Origin of the sequence: Myxococcus sp. SDU36, from assembly GCF_030168875.1 — a bacterium.
GTDB lineage: Bacteria > Myxococcota > Myxococcia > Myxococcales > Myxococcaceae > Myxococcus > Myxococcus vastator.
This window is the reverse complement of the sequence record NZ_CP077414.1, coordinates 6,310,338-6,326,472: the sequence shown is the minus strand read 5'-3', so window position 1 is coordinate 6,326,472 and position 16,135 is coordinate 6,310,338. Positions and strand designations below refer to the sequence as shown.

14 protein-coding genes and 1 pseudogene are annotated in these 16,135 nt (G+C 68.9%); 9 read left to right on the top strand and 6 right to left on the bottom strand.

Translation table 11 applies throughout. The features are described from left to right. Nucleotides 1–3: 3 nt before the first annotated feature. Complete coding sequence (locus tag KGD87_RS25585; protein WP_284663284.1) at nt 4–1,020, top strand: DUF4846 domain-containing protein; 1,017 nt, start codon at nt 4–6, stop codon at nt 1,018–1,020. 90 nt (nt 1,021–1,110) lie between these two features. On the opposite strand, the gene KGD87_RS25580 is transcribed toward KGD87_RS25585, so the two are convergent. From KGD87_RS25580 to KGD87_RS25565, 4 genes are all read right to left on the bottom strand, one after another. Further along, entirely contained in the window at nt 1,111–2,163 is a 1,053-nt protein-coding gene (locus KGD87_RS25580; RefSeq protein WP_284663283.1) for a fatty acid desaturase family protein, read from the bottom strand. A 308-nt stretch (nt 2,164–2,471) separates the two neighbouring features. Continuing rightward, complete coding sequence (locus KGD87_RS25575; RefSeq protein ID WP_284663282.1) at nt 2,472–3,761, bottom strand: cytochrome P450; 1,290 nt, start codon at nt 3,759–3,761, stop codon at nt 2,472–2,474. A 384-nt stretch (nt 3,762–4,145) separates the two neighbouring features. After that, a complete protein-coding gene (locus KGD87_RS25570; protein WP_205507878.1) occupies nt 4,146–4,559 on the bottom strand; it encodes an STAS/SEC14 domain-containing protein in 414 nt (137 codons plus the stop codon). A 94-nt stretch (nt 4,560–4,653) separates the two neighbouring features. Next, nucleotides 4,654–5,073, bottom strand: a complete 420-nt coding sequence (locus KGD87_RS25565) for a SpoIIAA family protein (RefSeq protein WP_284663281.1) — start codon at nt 5,071–5,073, stop codon at nt 4,654–4,656. A 242-nt stretch (nt 5,074–5,315) separates the two neighbouring features. Here KGD87_RS25565 and KGD87_RS25560 point away from each other — a divergent pair, with 242 nt between their 5' ends. From KGD87_RS25560 to KGD87_RS25550, 3 genes are read left to right on the top strand one after another with little or no spacing between them, the layout of a single operon-like run. After that, nucleotides 5,316–6,596, top strand: a complete 1,281-nt coding sequence (locus tag KGD87_RS25560; protein ID WP_284663279.1) for an ABC transporter substrate-binding protein — start codon at nt 5,316–5,318, stop codon at nt 6,594–6,596. Beyond that, on the top strand, nt 6,593–7,471 hold the full coding sequence (locus KGD87_RS25555) for a carbohydrate ABC transporter permease (RefSeq protein ID WP_284663278.1): 879 nt from the start codon (nt 6,593–6,595) through the stop codon (nt 7,469–7,471). The genes KGD87_RS25560 and KGD87_RS25555 overlap by 4 nt, the downstream gene beginning before the upstream one ends. Beyond that, nucleotides 7,468–8,277, top strand: a complete 810-nt coding sequence (locus tag KGD87_RS25550; protein ID WP_284663276.1) for a carbohydrate ABC transporter permease — start codon at nt 7,468–7,470, stop codon at nt 8,275–8,277. Before KGD87_RS25555 ends, KGD87_RS25550 begins: the two co-directional genes overlap by 4 nt. 10 nt (nt 8,278–8,287) lie before the next feature. Here KGD87_RS25550 and KGD87_RS25545 read toward each other — a convergent pair whose 3' ends face one another. Next, nucleotides 8,288–8,608, bottom strand: coding sequence for a hypothetical protein (locus KGD87_RS25545; RefSeq protein ID WP_284663275.1), 321 nt, complete (start codon nt 8,606–8,608; stop codon nt 8,288–8,290). Nucleotides 8,609–8,829: 221 nt separating this feature from the next. Here KGD87_RS25545 and KGD87_RS25540 point away from each other — a divergent pair, with 221 nt between their 5' ends. From KGD87_RS25540 to KGD87_RS25520, 5 genes and pseudogenes are all read left to right on the top strand, one after another. After that, entirely contained in the window at nt 8,830–12,258 is a 3,429-nt protein-coding gene (locus KGD87_RS25540; RefSeq protein ID WP_284663274.1) for a serine/threonine-protein kinase, read from the top strand. Beyond that, nucleotides 12,258–12,662, top strand: a pseudogene (locus KGD87_RS25535) (hypothetical protein). Before KGD87_RS25540 ends, KGD87_RS25535 begins: the two are co-directional and overlap by 1 nt. A gap of 2 nt (nt 12,663–12,664) precedes the next feature. Then, nucleotides 12,665–13,042: a DUSAM domain-containing protein gene (locus tag KGD87_RS25530; RefSeq protein ID WP_163782470.1), complete on the top strand. Its 378-nt coding sequence runs from the start codon at nt 12,665–12,667 to the stop codon at nt 13,040–13,042. A 62-nt stretch (nt 13,043–13,104) separates the two neighbouring features. Further along, a complete protein-coding gene (locus KGD87_RS25525; protein ID WP_284663270.1) occupies nt 13,105–13,584 on the top strand; it encodes a hypothetical protein in 480 nt (159 codons plus the stop codon). A gap of 505 nt (nt 13,585–14,089) precedes the next feature. Continuing rightward, nucleotides 14,090–14,743 (top strand): hypothetical protein, encoded by a 654-nt coding sequence (locus KGD87_RS25520; protein ID WP_284663268.1) that lies wholly within the window; start codon nt 14,090–14,092, stop codon nt 14,741–14,743. Here KGD87_RS25520 and tnpC read toward each other — a convergent pair. Further along, nucleotides 14,652–16,133 carry an IS66 family transposase gene (tnpC, locus tag KGD87_RS25515; protein ID WP_284663267.1) on the bottom strand — a complete coding sequence of 494 codons (1,482 nt, stop codon included), beginning with the start codon at nt 16,131–16,133 and terminating at the stop codon, nt 14,652–14,654. The genes KGD87_RS25520 and tnpC overlap by 92 nt on opposite strands. Between the last annotated feature and the right edge of the window lie 2 nt (nt 16,134–16,135).

Here is a 16,135-nt window from a genome sequence, read left to right as displayed (position 1 = left end):
GACGTGAGGGAACTCCAGGCCCGTGAGAGACCTCCAACCCGCGGCGCCACCTTTCGTGCCGCCCTCACTCCTGGAGATGGCTGCTTCGTGTCCGCGTTCGACTGCCCGCCGTGCCCGTCCTCCTCGCCCTTTCCTCCCACCGAGGGCCGCGTTCGTCCGTGGGCCTGGACGCTCCTGTGGGCCTTGTGCCTGCTCCCCGCGCCCGGGTGGACCGCGGAGGAGGGCTCGCCCCGGCCCGCGACGAAGGAGGAGCTGGCGCGCTACGCATGGCTGCCAGCCCAGGCGGTGGTGCGTCCCCTGGAGGCCGCGGTGGCGCCGCCGGAGGGCTACACGCGGGTGCCGGTGGTGAAGGGCTCCTTCGGGGCCTGGCTGCGAGGCCTTCCGCTGCGGCCGGAGGGCACGCCGGTGCTCAGCCACCAGGGCGGGCGGATTCTGGCGCCGGAGGACGCGCGGCTGGCGGCGGTGGCGGAGCTGGACGTGGGCACCGCGAACCTCCAGCAGTGCGCGGACTCCGTCATCCGCCTCCATGCGGAGTGGCGCTGGGCCAGCGGCACGCGGGAGCGCCTGGCCTACCGCTTCACCAGCGGGCACCTGGCGCAGTGGTCTCGGTACGCGGAAGGGGACCGGGCGCGGGTGTCGGGCTCGAAGGTGGCCTGGGTGCGCGGCGCCGCGCCGGATGCCTCACGCGCCAGCTTCCGCGCGTGGCTGGACCTGGTCTTCACCTACGCGGGCACGCACTCACTGGAGTCCCTCAAGGGGCGGCCCTCGCGCGAGGACGTGCGGCCCGGGGACTTCTTCGTGCTGGGTGGAAGTCCCGGGCACGCGGTGCTGGTGCTGGACGTGGCGGCCAACGCGAAAGGGGAGAAGGTGGCGCTGCTGGGGCAGGGCTTCATGCCCGCGCAGGACTTCCACGTGCTCTCCGCCGGAGGCGACACCGGACCCTGGTTTCCGCTGGAGGGCGAGGACGTGGTGACGCCCTTCTGGAAGCCCTTCCCCTGGTCCTCACTGCGGCGCTTCTGACCGCGGGCCTGCCGCCTCGCCGGCCATCCTGGGTGGAGCCCCCCGGCTTCACCTGGACGGCACGGGGCGAGGCCTGGCCTCACGGTGCCATCACGAGTGGAGCGGCTGGCCCAGGCTCGGCTGCTGGGACGCGGTGGCCGCGGCGGCGGAGGACTCCGGCTCACGCGTGAGGTACTGGATGAGGCTGTTCTCCTTGCCCAGGTACGTGTCGAACTGATTCACGCCGTCCTCCAGCAAGCCGGCCTGCTCGAGCTGCGCGTGCATGGCGGGCAGGTTGTAGAAGGGCACGGAGGGGAAGGCGTGGTGGGTGAGGTGCAGATTCACGTTGAGCGGCGCGATGAAGAAGTTCTCCAGCGCGGTGCCCAGCACGTCGCGCGTCTCGCGCGTCTCGTCACCGGACGTCGTCTCCTCGATGGGGTGCTCACCCAGGGCGCGCATCCGGAAGAAGGCCATCATCACCGTCGTCGTCGGCAGCACCCACAAGAGCAGCCAGTGCAGCCACGCGCCCGTCGTCACCAGCACCGTGACGAGCGTGGCCACGTACAGCCAGTAGCGCAGGTGCTCGCCCGCGGAGATGCGGGGCTGGGCGCGGCCCACCAGACGGCCCCAGTACGTCCACGGCAGCACCACCTTCAGGTGGTTGGGGGCGTACAGGCCCAGCGCGTCCGCCAGGAAGACGGCCGTGGCGCGCATCGGCGTGCGGGGGAAGTGCCAGGAGGCGTCCACCAGCTGCCCGGCCAGGTACGGGTCCCGCGCCGTATTCACATAGCGGTGGTGCAGCATGTGCTCGTGCCGGTAGCCCGCCGTCGTCATGTTGAGCGGGAAGGCGCAGAGCAGGTCGCTGACCACGTCCGACACCTTGCGGTTGGACAGGAAGTGGTAGTGCGCCGCCTCGTGCATCAGCGCCAGCAGCGCGTGCTGCCGCGTGGCGATGAGGACGGCGGCCAGCGGCCAGGCCCACCAGCGGTCCACGAAGAGCACGAAGGCAAATGCCGCCACGATGACCAGCCACTGACTGGCCATGGCCCACAGCGCCCGACCATTGTTCACCTGGGACATCTCCCGGGTGATGGCGGCCAGCGCCTTGCGGTCAACTCGGTGCGCGAACTGAATGTCTGCCTCATCCACCACTTGAGCGTACATGTCGGGGGGCTCCTTCTGCTTTACTCGGAAGCAGGGTGTTCCTGGACTCTTTCGCGCGGAAATAGGTGGTGAGGCAAGAAAATTCTTTTCGGAATGCACGCATTCCAGAGTGAAGGGCCTCTTCGGGTCCTTCTGTACCCCATGGGGGTCTGACTTGTCCCGCCCATTCACTCAAGGTGGGGTGGGTTTCTACCCTTCTTTGTGGGAAATCGCCCGCTCCTGGGTGGAGGTCGCAGACCTCCGGACATGAAAAGGGCCTGGAGACCGGTGTGGGTCGCCAGGCCCTCGTTCACTGCGGGGTGGGGGGCTCAGGTGGGGGTCCACGCCACCTTCAGGTGCTTCATCTGCCGCAGCACCAGGCTCTGCCAGGTGCCGAAGTCCTGGCCGGGGACGAGCTTCGGGTCCGGCAGCCGGTCCAGGAGGATGTTCGTCGTGATTTCGAACTGGAGCCGGGCCAGGGGCGCGCCCAGACAGAAGTGGGTGCCGCGGCCGTAGGTGAGGTGCTGGGGCACCTTCTCCCGGTCCACGTCCAGCTTGCTGGCGTGGGGGCAGAGGGCTTCGTCCCGGCTGCCGGCGGCGAAGAGGAGCAGCAGGCGCGAGCCCTGGGGAATCTTCACCCCGCTCAGCTCCACGTCCTCCTTCGCGGTGCGAATCATGGCGTGGGAGACGGAGTCGTAGCGGCTGGACTCCTCGAGGAACTTCGGCACCAGGGCGCGGTCGTCGCGCAGCCGCTGCCACAGGCCATGCTGCAGGGCCACCTTCCAGGCGTTGGCCATCAGCGCGGTGGTGGACTCATGGCCGGCCGACAGCATGGACGCGCCCACGGCCATGACGAGCTCGTGCATGCTCAGCGCCTCGCCGTCGCTCTCCACGGCCACCAGGTAGCTGGTGAGGTCCTCCTGGGGGTGCTTCTTCCGGTCCTCGATGAGGCGGATGCAGTACTGCTGGAACTCGATGACGCCCTTCGCCATCTCCGCCTGGAGCTCGGGGGCCACGTACTCGAAGACGAGCTGCTGCCAGTCCGAGCTCCAGCGCTTGATTTTCCAGACGTCCTCCTGCGGCACGCCCATGACGCCGAGGATGACGTGGACGGGCAGCGGCCAGGCGAGCTGCTGCACCAGGTCCGCCTGGCCGTCCTGGGCGAAGCGGTCCACCAGGGTGGTGGCCATCTGCTGGATGAAGGGGCCCATGCCGGCGATGCGCTGCGCGGTGAAGCCCCGGTTCATCAGGCGGCGCAGGCGGGTGTGCTCGGGCGGGTCCATGCCCAGCAGCACGTGCGCGGTGGGGAAGCCCTGGTCCAGGATGGCCTTGGCCTCGTCCGTGAGGTGGGTGCCGCTGCCCAGCATGTCCCGGTTGGAGTACTGCGCCGGGCTCTTCAGCACCTGGGAGATGTCCTCGTAGCGGCTCACCAGCCACATGTTCAGCATGGGGCTGAAGCTGACGGGCTCGTCCTTGCGAAGCTTCTCGAAGAAGGCGTGTGGGTCCTCCGCGTGGGGGCCGGTGAAGGGGTTGTACTGGGCACCCAGGTGGGGGCAACGGCCCGCGGATGCGTGGGCGGGAACTCCGGTCTCTTCCTGCTTTTGCGCGGACACAGGCATGGCGGGCTCGCCAGACGAGCGCGGCCCCCCGGCACGCGGTTCGTCTGCAACGGGTGGGGTAGCAATGGAGGGGCCAGGCCCCTACAGGCGGTGCGTCAGGGGTGTGGGGAGCCGGCGAGGAACGACCGGGCGGGATGGGGCTCCCCTAGTCCGCCTATACAACGAATCCTGGCTTTATTGCCAGTGAGGGCACACTTTTTCATTTTCACTGGTTTTTGGTATTGACGTTCGATTCCAGTAAAAGTGCGTCCTGTGTCGGCTGGTGTGTGGGAGTTTTACTTGGAGCGCGACTTCCGGGCGGGCCGCGGGCACACCTGGAGCGTGCCCACCGGGTGGGGTGATGGGCGGGGCTCCAGGGCTTGGGGGGGAAATGGGGCGGAAGGCTCAGCCCAGCTTCTTCTTGTGCTTCTGGCGGTGCTGCGCCACCCAGGCGCGCGCTTCTTCGTGGTCCTTCACGAAGGTCGTCTCGAAGCGCGCCTTGCCGGTGAAGAGCATGCCCAGCGCGATGACCTTGCCGAAGGTCTGCTGCACCACGTCCGCGCCGACGTACACGGTGCCCTTGAACCAGTCCGCCTTGCCGTTCTCCGACAGGTAGCGCCGGGGCTCCGCGCCCAGTTGGGACTGGCCGATGTCGGCGATCAGGTAGTAGGGCCCGTATTGCTGGGCAATCTCCCCGTACACGTCGACCGCGCGCTTGATTTCATCCAGGTCGATGGGGCCGATGAAGGTCGCCTGCACGACGTCAGGCGCCTCATAGCGCACCGAGTGGGCACCGAATTTCCATTCCAGTTGCTGCATGTCACTCCCTTCAGAAACCCTGGTGAGCATAACGCCCACCAGGGAATAGCGCGAGATGCATGCCTGTCAATTTGGGCGTGGAATTCCTGACCCACTACCCTGCTTTGCTCTTGAGCCGGAGCCGGTGCTGGGCCACCCAGGCGCGGGCTTCCTCCTGCGTCTTCACGAACACCGTCTCGAAGGTCGACTTGCCGGTGAAGAGCAGCGCCAGGGCAATGGCCTTGACGAAGGTCTGCATGACGATGTCGGCGCCGACGTAGATGATGGCGTGAAACCAGTCGGAGCTGGCCTTCTCCGACATGTACCGGCGCCCGGCCGCTTCGAGCTGCGAGCGGCCGATGTCCGCGATGAGGTAGTACTGGCCGTGCTCGGTGGTCGTCTGCTGGTAGAGCGTCACCGTCTCCTTCACCTCTTCCAGGGTGATGAGGCCGTTGAACTCGGCGATCAGGGTGTCCGGCTCCTCGAAGTGGGCCCGGTGGGCTCCACACTGCCAATCCCGAGGCTGCTGTTTCATCGCTTCCCCCTCCCAGTTGTTCCTGCCTGGGTGAGAATACCGCTGAGGCAGCGTCCAAGCGAATCGTGGCTCTCCCTTGGTTCATGATGACTCACCGGGCGTGATTGGTTTTGCGGGACGCGCCTGGAGGTCTGGAAGGTTTGTTTTCATTCAGTGCGCCAGACTTCCGGGGTGTTGACGCGCGGACCGACTTGGATTCCCGGGCTTGACGGGGATGGGTGTGGCTGGAGTCATGCCCGCGCATGAGACGCGTCTCCACCATCGTGCTCGCGCTGGGCCTCGTCGTGGGCCTGGCCATCTGGGGCTGCCGGCGGCAGGACGCGTCGGGCGAGGCCGGGGGGCGCACGCGGCTGGTCTTCAAGTATCAGCCGCTGTGGGGGCCGCCGGAGCCGTTCCGGGAGCTGCTGGCGCGCTTCGAGCGGGAGCATCCGGAGGTGGAGCTCGTCACGGAGGCGCTGCCCAACGCGTCCGACCTGGCGCACCAGTTCTTCCTCACGGCGCTGGAGGGCGGGGCGCGGGACTTCGACGTGCTGGTGGCGGACGTCGTCTGGGTGCCCGAGTTCGCGCGCGCCGGGTGGATTGCGGACCTGTCCGCGGAGTTCCCGCCCGAGCAACTGCGTGAGGACTTCTTCCCCGGCCCCGTGGAGGCCGTGGTGGTGGAGGGGCGCACGTACGCGGTGCCCTGGTACCTGGACGTGGGGCTGCTCTACTACCGCACGGACCTGGTGCCGCGCGCGCCGCGCACCTACGCGGAGCTGGAGCGCTTCGCGCGCGAGGCGATGGCGAAGACGCCCGGGCTCCAGGGCTACGTGTGGCAGGGGCGGCAGTACGAAGGCCTGTCCTGCAATGTGTACGAGGCGCTGTGGGGGCACGGCGGCCAGGCGCTGTCGGAGGAGGGGCGGGTGCTGCTGGATGACGCGCCCGCGCGCGAGGCGCTCGCGTATCTGCGAGGGCTGGTGGAGCGCGGGGTGTCGCCCGCGACGGTGACGGGCTTCTCGGAGGAGGAGTCGCGGCGGGTGTTCCAGGAGGGGCGCGCGGTGTTCATGCGCAACTGGCCGTATGCGTGGAGCGAGGCGCAGAAGCCGGACTCGCCCATCCGCGGCAAGGTGGGCATCGCTCCGCTGCCGACGGTGAGCGGCGAGCCGGGCGCGGGGGCGCTGGGCGGGTGGCAGCTGGCCGTGAATGCCCATGTGTCGCCGGAGCGGCGGAAGCTGGCGGCGCGGCTGATTGCGCACCTCACGTCCCCGGAGGCCAACCGGGTGCTGGCGCTGAACTACGCGCGCAACCCGCCTCGACCCGCCGTGTACCAGGACGCGCGCCTGCGCGAGGAGGCGCCGTTCATCGCCGGGCTGCTGCCCCTGGTGGAGCGCGCGAAGCCGCGGCCGGTGACGCCGTATTACAACCTGATTTCGGATGTGCTCCAGAGCGAGTTCTCCGCCGCCGTGGCCGGGCTGCGCACGCCCGAGGCCGCGCTGAAGCGCGCGCAGCGGCAGGTGGACCACCTGACGGGGGAGGGGCCGTGAGCCGGCGGGGGAGCATGGCGCGGGAGCGGCGGCAGGCGTACCTGCTGGTGGCGCCGGCGGTGCTGGTGCTGGGCGGCGTGGCGCTGTACCCCATCCTGGCCGCGGTGTGGCTGAGCCTGCACCGCTTCATCCTCGTCTTCGGCGAGCGGCGCTTCACGGGGCTGGAGAACTACGCCTACCTGCTGGGGGACTCGCGCTTCTGGGCGGCGCTGGGGAACACGGCGTACTTCACGGCCGTCGCCGTCACGGTGGAGCTGTTGCTCGCGGTGCCGCTGGCGCTGCTGCTCCAGCGGGCGTTCCCGGGCAGGGGGCTGTTGCGCGCGTCGGTGCTGGTGCCGTGGGCGATTCCCACCGTGGTGAGCGCGCGGCTGTGGGCGTGGATGTTCAACCCGGAGTACGGCGTCATCAACCGGCTGCTGCCCGGACAGGACATCAACTGGCTGGGGGCGCCGGGGTACGCGCTGCACGCGGCCATCCTGGTGGACGTGTGGAAGACGACGCCCTTCGTGGCGCTGCTGGTGCTCGCGGGCCTGCAGGGCATCTCCGAGGACCTGTACAAGGCGGCGCGGGTGGACGGGGCCTCGCCGTGGCGGACGTTCGTGTCCATCACGCTGCCGCTGCTCAAGCCGGCGCTGCTCTTGGCGCTGCTGTTCCGCTCGCTGGATGCATTCCGGGTGTTCGACGCCATCTACGTGCTGACGGAGGGCGGGCCGGCGAACACGACGGAGACGCTGAGCATCTACGCGTACAAGACGCTGATGCGCTCGGGGGACTTCGGGTACGGGAGCACGCTGTCGGTGGCGACCTTCCTGTGCGTGGTGTTGCTGGCGGCGGTGTGGCTGCGGCTGCTCGGGCGTGAGGAGGCGGCGCGATGAAGCGGCCGGGGCTGGGCACCGCGCTGGCGGTGGTGGCGTTCCTGACCTTCTTCCTGGGGCCCTTCTGCTGGCAGGTGCTGACGAGCCTGTGGCCGGATGGCGAGCTGACCCGGCCGTGGCCCTCGCACCTGACGCTGGAGAACTACGCGAGCGTCCTGTGGGGCCGGCCCTTCCTGCGCGTGGTGTTGAACTCGCTGCTGGTGGCGGCGCTGACCACGGGCTTCTGTCTCACGGTGGGGGCCGCGGCGGCGTTCGCCCTGGCGAAGCTGGAGTTCCGAGGCAAGGGGCTGCTGCTGAGCGCGGCGCTGGCGGTGAGCATGTTCCCGCCCATCGCCACGGTGAGCCCGCTGTACCTGATTCTGCGCACGGTGGGGCTGCGGGACAGTCTGGTGGGCCTGGCCTTGCCGTATGCGACGTTCGCGTTGCCGCTGACGTTGTGGGTGCTGACGTCGTTCTTCCGGGCGCTGCCCGACGAGCTCTACCGCGCCGCGCGCGTGGACGGCTGCACGCCGTTCCAGGCCTTCCGGCAGGTGCTGCTGCCTTTGGCCGCGCCAGGGCTGGCGACGACGGCGGTTCTGGTCTTCATCTTCGCGTGGAACGAGTTCCTGTACGCGCTGACGTTCCTCTCCACGCCGGAGAAGCGCACCGTGCCGGTGGCCATCAGCCTGTTCGCCAGCGAGTACCGCGAGCCGTGGGGTGAGATTGCCGCGGCCTCCGTGGTGGCCACGCTGCCCCTGGTGGCGCTCACGGTGCTGTTCCAGCGGCGGATTGTGTCCGGGCTGACGGCGGGCGCGGTGAAGGAGTAGGGGAGCGCGGTCAGTGCTTCGGCGCCGTGAGGACGGCGCGCAGCTCGGTGGCCGCGGCGTCCGGGGTGGTCACGGCCTTGTTGACGAGGGCTTTCAGGGCCGCGGCGCCGAGGTGGGAGAGACGCTCCTCGACATCGGGTGGCTGGGGAATCCCGCGTGCGTTGGCGAAGGTCAGCAGTGTCTCGACGCGCTCGTGCACCTCGACTCGTTTTCTCTCCAGTGCGCGCTGCTCTTCCCAGAACGGTGAATCAATCATGATGTCCCTCAAATAGTGACTGAGCCTGTCCTGCCCGAACCGGCGGGATGCCAGCGTGCCGAGTACCACGAGCAAGTCTAGGCGCTCCTCTGTCGAAAGGCTCGGTGCCTGATGGATGCGGGACTCGGCCCATGCGATTCGCTCAGGCCCCGCGCGAGATTCCAGGACAGAAAGGGGAAGCAGGGCGGTGGCCGCCTGCAAGGCACTCCTCGGGTTCAGGCGGGGTGTGAAAGACTCTGGCCTGGACGATTCAAGGGCTGGACTGAAAATGCCCCTGTGGCGCAGGCTCCGCCGTCTTGACTCAGCCTGTTCAAACCCAGCTTGGTCCCTATCGGCTCCTGCGCCTGCTCGGCAGCGGTGGCATGGGGGAGGTCTTCGCGGCCGTCCACGAGAGCGTGGGCAACCCGGTGGCCTTGAAGGTGCTGTCTCCCTCCGCGGCGGAGGACCCGCAGCGCGTCGCGCGCTTCCTTCAGGAGGCCCGGGCGCTGGCGCTGCTCGAGCATCCGGGCGTCGTCCGCATCCTCCACTGTGATCGTGTCGGCGACACGGTGTACCTGGCCATGGAGCAATTGCAGGGACAGTCGCTCCGGCAATGGATGCAAGCGCAGCCGAACATCCCAATGGCAACCGCGCTGGCCCTCTGCGCGCAGGTGGCTGCCACCATGGTGGACGTCCACGCGCGGAACATCGTCCACCGGGACTTGAAGCCAGAGAACCTCTTCCTGTGCCCGGACTCCTCGCTGGCGTCTGGCTATCGCGTCAAGGTGCTGGATTTCGGCATCGCCAAGGTTCCGGAGGGACAGGCGGACCTGCTGTCCACGCAGGTCCACACGCACGAAGCCACGCTCATCGGGACGTTCCGTTACATGGCCCCCGAGCAGCTCCTGAGCGCCGCGAAGGTGGATGGGGCCGCGGATGTCTATGCGTTGGGCGTGGTCCTCTTCGAACTGCTCGCGGGCCGCCCACCCTTCGACGCGGAGGAGCCGGTGCTGGTCATCGCCGCGCATCAGCGTGAGCCGCCGCCGCCCTTGAAGCAGCTCGCGCCGGCCGTACCCACCGGGCTCGCGTCGTTCATCGCGGACATGCTGGAGAAACAGCCCGCGGCGCGCCCCGACATGACGCGTTGCCGCGCCGTGTTCGAGCGCGCCTGGGCGCTGGATGCGGACGAGTGTCCGGTCCCTGGTCTCGCGCCCTTCACGGAGGCGCACGCGGAGCTCTTCTTCGGCCGGCAGGTGGAGGCGCGCGGGCTGTTGGAGCGTCTGGACGAGGCGCGTCTTGGCACCCGGCGCTGGGTGCAACTGGAGGGGCCGAGCGGGGTCGGGAAGTCCTCGCTCATCCAGGCCGCGCTGCTGCCGGCGCTGAAGACGCTGTCCGCCAAGGCGGAGCCGCGATGGCGCATCGCCACCATGCGACCTTCGGACACGCCGCTCCGTCACCTCGCGGAGGCGCTCGCCGCCGCGTATGCGGACGTCGGCGCCGCCGGGACGCGCGATGGTATCGAGGCCTCCCTGCGGAGCGGGCCGGTCGCGCTCCACGACTTCGTCACGGCGCATACCCCCAGCGAGTGCCGCCTCCTCCTGGTCCTGGAGCCGATGGAGGAGTTGTTCACGTTGGGCAGCGCCGAGCTGGCGGCAATGGACGCGTTGCTCGCGGCCGCGCTGGCCGCGCCCGAGACGCCGCTGCGGCTCTTCACGAGCCTGCGCAGCGACTTCATCCACCGGCTCGAACAGATGCCTTCGCTGCCGCACCACCTCCACGCCGCGGCGCGCTTTCCGCTGTTGCCCATGGGTGACGAGGCCCTGTCGCAGGTCGTCCAGGGGATGGCGGGCCGCGCGAGGCTGCGGCTCAGCGAGGGGCTCGCCGAGCGGATGGTGCAGGATGTCCGGAGCCAGGGCGGGCGACTCCCGCTGCTGGGGCATACGTTGCAACGCATGTGGATGCTCAGCGGTGGCGCTCCGCTGACGCACCAGCACTACGAGCGGCTGGGGGGCGTCGGTGGGGCGCTGGCCCTCGACGCGGAGGCGCTGCTGGAGCGCCTGGGGGAGGAGGGCAAGCAGCGCGCGAAGTGGCTCCTCCTGGAGCTGGTGCAGGTGGGGCGCGGCACGCCCGATACCCGGCGGCCCCGTTCCCGGAAGGACGTCCTCGCGGCGTCGGGAAACGACGGCCTCGCCGAGGAGGTGCTGCACCGGCTGTCCGGAATCCCCCTGGGCCCGTCCCCGGCGGAGCCGCCCGGGCTCCGGCTCATCGTGCTCTCCGGGGAGCGCGACCCGGCCCTCCAGCGCGTGGAGCTGGTGCATGAGACGCTGCTGCACCGGGTGCCATCACTCGTGTCCTGGCTGGAGCAGGAGCGCGTCGTGCTGGAGCGGCAGTCGGACCTGGAGGGCGTCGCGAATGCCTGGGAGCAGGCGCGCCGGCCGCTGGAGGGGCTCCCCACCGGGACGTTGCTGGAGCACTACCGGCGCGGGTTCGACTCACCGGGCCGTTGGGACACCCCCGCCCTCAGTCCCCGCGCGAAGGACTTCCTCCGGGCGGCGGAGCGGCTCTCACGCCGCCGCGTCCGTGCCCGGCGGCTCCTCATGGGGCTGGCGGCGCTCGCGAGCCTGGCCATCTTCTTCTACGCGGTTCGAGCCGAGCAGGAGCGGCGGCACGCGCAGGAGAACCTCCAGCGCCTCGTCAAGGTGGCCGACGGCATCTCCGCGCGCGCGGATTGGGACCTGAGCCGGCTCGCGCACACGCTGGACATCCGCCGGGCCATGCTCACGCAGTTGGACGCGTCCTTGACGGCGTTGTCGACGGACGAGCGGACCCAGCGTCCAGTCCGGCTGGCGGCCGTTCTCGTCGCGCACCGCATGGGGGACGCCGCCTACTACGCCGGCTCCCTCTCTGATGCGGAGCGCCGGTTCTCCGAGGCCCGCCGCATGATGGTGACGGGCCTCGCCGACGGCGACCTGCAATGGCAGCTCGCGCTCAATGACTCCAAGCTGGGGAAGGTCGCCATGGCGCGTGGGCAGTGGGCGCGGGCGGATGCGCACCTGCTGGCCTCCTTGCGGCACATGGAGGCCCAGCCCCAGGTCGGGAAGAGCGCCGTTGATGTCCGGCGCAGCCTCGCGGTGAGCCTGTCCGAGCACGCGGAGCTCCGGTGGGCGGAGGGGCGCGTCCGAGAGGCCGCGGCGCTCCTGGACCGCGCCATCTCGCTGCACGCCCAGAATACCGGCCGCCCCTATGACGAGGCGCTGCTCTCGGTGGTCCTGGCGCAGCGCGGTGAGTTGGCCATTGATGAGGGCTCGTTGGGGGAGGCCGAGGCGGTGGTGGCCCGCGCGTTGCGGCTTTCGCGGAGCGCGCACGAGGCCCGGGGCGGTGAGGTGTTCTACCTCTGGCCGTTGGGGAGCGCCCTGGTCGCGGAGGGGCGCCTCCACGCGGCGGCGGGTCGCCTCCGGGAGGCCGAGGCGCGCTACGCGGAGGCACAGAAGCTGGGACAGGCGCTGCTGGATGGCGAGCCCCCCAACAAGCGCTATGCCCTCATGGCGGCCAGCGCGCTTCAGGGACACGAGGAGGTGTCCGCCGCCCTGGGCCTGGACGTCCCGCGTGCGGAATCCCGTCAGGGACGGTGTACCCTGGTGCGGCGATTCCTGGAGCAGGACCCGGAGGATGTTCGCTTCCAGGCCCTCACCTGTGAAGACGCGAAGCCGCAGCGAGGGGGACGTGATGATTCCGCCATCCACTGATGAGGCGTCGTTCGAGGAGTTGCTCCAGCAGCGCCACCGGCACGGCCAGCCGTCGCGACGCATACACGCTGGCGTCCTGCACTGACACCGTGTCGTGCTGCGTCCAGCGCAATCCAGGCGCTCCCGAAGCGTGCGGCCTCACGGCTACAGAAGCCGCCATGTACATGACTGGCGTCAAGACGGCAATGGACGAGGCGGCCAAGGAAGAAGACGTGCCAGTTGTATGGGACGACGCCCACAACGAAGCACTGCCCGAATGGAAGCGGGAGTGCATCCGGTTCTATGGCGACTGCGAGACGGAACCCGGATGGACGGGCGCCTGATACGACTGCCTCCGGTATTGCGAGGGCCAACATGAATGGCCCACAAACCGGTGCTTCCCACCCAAGAAGAGGCGGAAATAGCCATGCCCGAGGAGCTCGATTGGGAACCCGTGCGAGCCCTCGCGCGTCGCGTGCTGAATGGCGAACGCTTGGCGCTCACGGATGACGTCCGGGAAATGCTGGAGCGCACTGCTCCCGAGGTTGGATTCACCAATGCAGACGCGGCATCCGCCCTCGCGAGTGCCGAGACAGCCGAAGCCTTCCTGCTGGAATGTGCGCGTCGCATCAAGGACGGCTCATGGCGTGTGATGCGTGCGCTTCACCGCATGTATCAGCACAAGCGGACGGGTGACTTCGACAGCGCCCGCCAGGAAATGCGGGATGTACTGGCCGTCGAAGTGGTGCCGCACTACCGCGAGATAGCGGAAGGCCAGCTCGAAGACCTTGAAGACGAGCCGTAACGACAACGGGGGCGCGACTGAGCCTGCCCCGATTCCGTGGGCACCCGAGATGTGGTGGAAGGGTGTCCAATGGCCAGGAAACCGCGACCACGATTCGGTTGGGCGCGAACCAGCGCGTTTTGACCAGCGCCTACTTCGGCTACGAAGCGCCGGGGAACCCGTGGGCGCTTTGGGTTGAACGCAACAACGGCGCGCCGGGTGAGTGTGAGTGCCCCACCGAGACTTCGCCGCGACCGCCGCAGCTTGTCGACGTCCACAAGGTGAAGGTGCCAGTGGACGCGACGCCGCAGGTAGGCTCCGTGCCGGGCGAGCCGACAGCGACGCTCGTCGACTTCGAGGGTGCGCTCACGACGCACAGCACGAGCCTCGCCTTCACGCCCGTGGCGGCCTCGCTCTGCCCCATCTGCGTTCTGAACGAAACCCCTCCCGAGTCGCACTTCGTGGCCTTCGAAATGAATGGCCTCTACGCGGATGGCGCCATCACCGGCCACGGCTACGCCACGTACTGCCCCTCGCTCGACAGCTTGATACGCCGGAAGTAACCGCGACCTGGCTCGCCCGACGGCGAGTCGGACCTGCCCAGGCCCCGACATGGGGTCCGGGCCCTCGGTGCCTTGAGCGACCCGACGTCGGCAGCGCAGCGTTCCGGATGGGCCTGTTTTCGCGCAAGGTGCGATGGCCGCGCTGAAGACAGGCAACCATTTCGGCATGGCACACGAGTCCGCTTCGGGGGCTCTCCGGCCTGCCTGTTTGATACACATGCAGACACCAGATTTGACGGCATTGCCTGAGAAGTGCTACTGAGGAGCGCAATCAAAGCGCCTCGCTCCCCATCAAACCGTTCGAGAACCGCTGGGCGCTCACCCGAAAGATTCGAGCAGCAGCATGTTTGGGCGCGTCGGTGGTGACCAACGTGGTTGTCATTGACCGGCGTCTTCCCATGACGCGCCATCTGGTTCTGCTGGGAGGTCCTTCCGCCCCCACGGGCGGACACACTGCCCGAGCCGCCCATTCACCTGAAGCTGGAAGCGGGCGAGGGGCCCCCCGATGAGTCACCCCGACAACGGCATCCCGGCACCCGACGCGCCCGCGGAGCACACCCGCCCTGTGGCGCTCGTTTCCTCCTCCCCGATTGCACCCGCCGAGGCGCGAAGCATGGCGCCGTGGCGGGTGGACCTGGCCGCCGGAGCCGGCACCAGCGCGCTCTTCGTCGGGGCCTGGTTGCTCATCAATGGCTATGAGTTCGGGACCATTGACCATGCCATCCACCTGCCCTACGTCCTTCGGGCGCAGTCACCGGACTTCCTTCCCGGGGACCCGCTCGTCGAGGCAGGCAGCCACCACCCTTCAATGCTGTGGACGGGGCTCGCGTGGATGACCCGGTGGCTGCCCATCGAGCCGCTGTACTTCGTCCTGCACCTGGCCTCGGTGCTGGGGCTCTTCTGGGGCACGGTCCGCCTGGCCCGGGCCCTCTATCCGGGGGGGCTGGGACGGTGGGCGGCCGTGCTCGCTCCGGCCGTCATGGTGGTGCCGAAGCTGACGCTCACGTGGATTCCCACCTTCGACAACCACCTGCTCAACCGAACCCTCGCGGTAACCGTTCACCGACTCATGCTGCGTGCGCGGGCTGAGGGACCTCCGCAAGGGGAAGCAGCGAGGGAGGCGGCAGGCTCCGGCGGTGCGTGCGCAGCGTGTCCGTGAGGAAGTCCAGTACGCCCCGCTCTTGCAGTTTGAGCGTGGTGACTGCGGTGAAGATGCGCTCGACGAAGCAGCTGCCCTCGGGGCCTTGCGTCCCGAATGACGTCTTGCGGTACATGACGGCGTGGCGGATGCACTGCTCGCCGAAGTTGTTCGTCGGCTCGATGCCGGGCACGTCAACAAACGTCCAGAGACACTCCTCCAACTTGAGGATTTCCCGTGCCATGCCCGACGTCTTCTTCTCCGCGCGCACCTCGGCCTGTCGCAGCAGTCGGCCCACCGTGCGTCGTACCTTCGTCATCCGCTGTTCGAAATCCTCTCGCGCCAGAGTTCCGTCGCGCACCCGGTGCCACCACTTGAACAAGCGGTGGCGCTCGCGCATCAACCGAGTGCCCAGACGGCCGCCCTCGCCTCCTCGGTCGATGAAGCCTTGGAAGTCGCGCGTTATGTGGCTCCAGCAGAGTTGACGCAGCCCCTTGTCATACCAGTCATACCCGCTCCACCTGTCCGTGGTGAGGAAGCCCAGGAAGCCCTCCCCTAGCAGGGCTTTGGCCACCTTGCCGCCACGGCTCCGCGCGATGTGGAACACCACCACCAAGGCCGTGGCGGCCACCCACAACCAGGCACGATGGCCCCGGCCCTCCTTACGCCCCTCCACCCATCCCGTCTCGTCCGCGTGGGCCTCGTCGGCCGCCTGCACGTATGCGAGGGCCTCGGCCACCGCTGGGGCCAATGCGTCCGTCATCTCCCCTTCGAGATTCACCACGCTGCCCACCGACAAGTCCACGCCCACCATGTCCGAGAGGGCATCCTTCACCAGCCGTTTGGACAGCCGGTACTTGCCTACCAGCAGACTGGCCAGCGCCCCCAGCCTATCCCCGAAAGCGCTGCGAGCGTGCGCGGGCACTGGCTGGCGCGTCAGCGTGCCGCACGCGCGGCACTCCAGGGCGTGGCTGCGGTACTCGGTGACGACGGCCGACAACGGCGGCACTTCCACTACTTGGTGGCGGCGCGGCTCGCAATCTCTGCCCACCAACCGGTGCCCGCAGCCTTGGCACTCCTTGGGCACCAACTCGACGACGTGCTGCACGGCTTCGGGCGGCAGGAGACTTCGCTCATGTTTCTTGTGCCCTGGCTGACCACCGGGGCGGCGGCCCGTGGGCTTCTTCAGCGGGCGCGGCGTGCCGGGGGCGTCCGCGGAGGGGGGCTTCGAGGAGTTGCTCGAATTGAGATTCAGCCGCTCCTTCAACTGCCGGTTCTCCTCGCGCAGCTGCCGGTTCTCCTCGCGCAACCGCCGATTCTCTTCCTCCAGGTGCGCGATGCGCTCCAGCGCCGCTTCCAGCAGCGCCTCCAGCTTCGCAATCCGCGCGTCCCGGGGGTCGAGTTCCGCCACGA

What these genes read in the sequence shown, in the direction of transcription:
- KGD87_RS25575 (WP_284663282.1), bottom strand. Translation starts at nt 3,761, where the DNA reads ATGCCTGTGTCCGCGCAAAAGCAGGAAGAGACCGGAGTTCCCGCCCAC.
- KGD87_RS25550 (WP_284663276.1), top strand. Translation starts at nt 7,468, where the DNA reads ATGAAGCGGCCGGGGCTGGGCACCGCGCTGGCGGTGGTGGCGTTCCTG.
- KGD87_RS25560 (WP_284663279.1), top strand. Translation starts at nt 5,316, where the DNA reads ATGAGACGCGTCTCCACCATCGTGCTCGCGCTGGGCCTCGTCGTGGGC.
- KGD87_RS25565 (WP_284663281.1), bottom strand. Translation starts at nt 5,073, where the DNA reads ATGAAACAGCAGCCTCGGGATTGGCAGTGTGGAGCCCACCGGGCCCAC.
- KGD87_RS25570 (WP_205507878.1), bottom strand. Translation starts at nt 4,559, where the DNA reads ATGCAGCAACTGGAATGGAAATTCGGTGCCCACTCGGTGCGCTATGAG.
- KGD87_RS25580 (WP_284663283.1), bottom strand. Translation starts at nt 2,163, where the DNA reads ATGTACGCTCAAGTGGTGGATGAGGCAGACATTCAGTTCGCGCACCGA.
- KGD87_RS25520 (WP_284663268.1), top strand. Translation starts at nt 14,090, where the DNA reads ATGAGTCACCCCGACAACGGCATCCCGGCACCCGACGCGCCCGCGGAG.
- KGD87_RS25530 (WP_163782470.1), top strand. Translation starts at nt 12,665, where the DNA reads ATGCCCGAGGAGCTCGATTGGGAACCCGTGCGAGCCCTCGCGCGTCGC.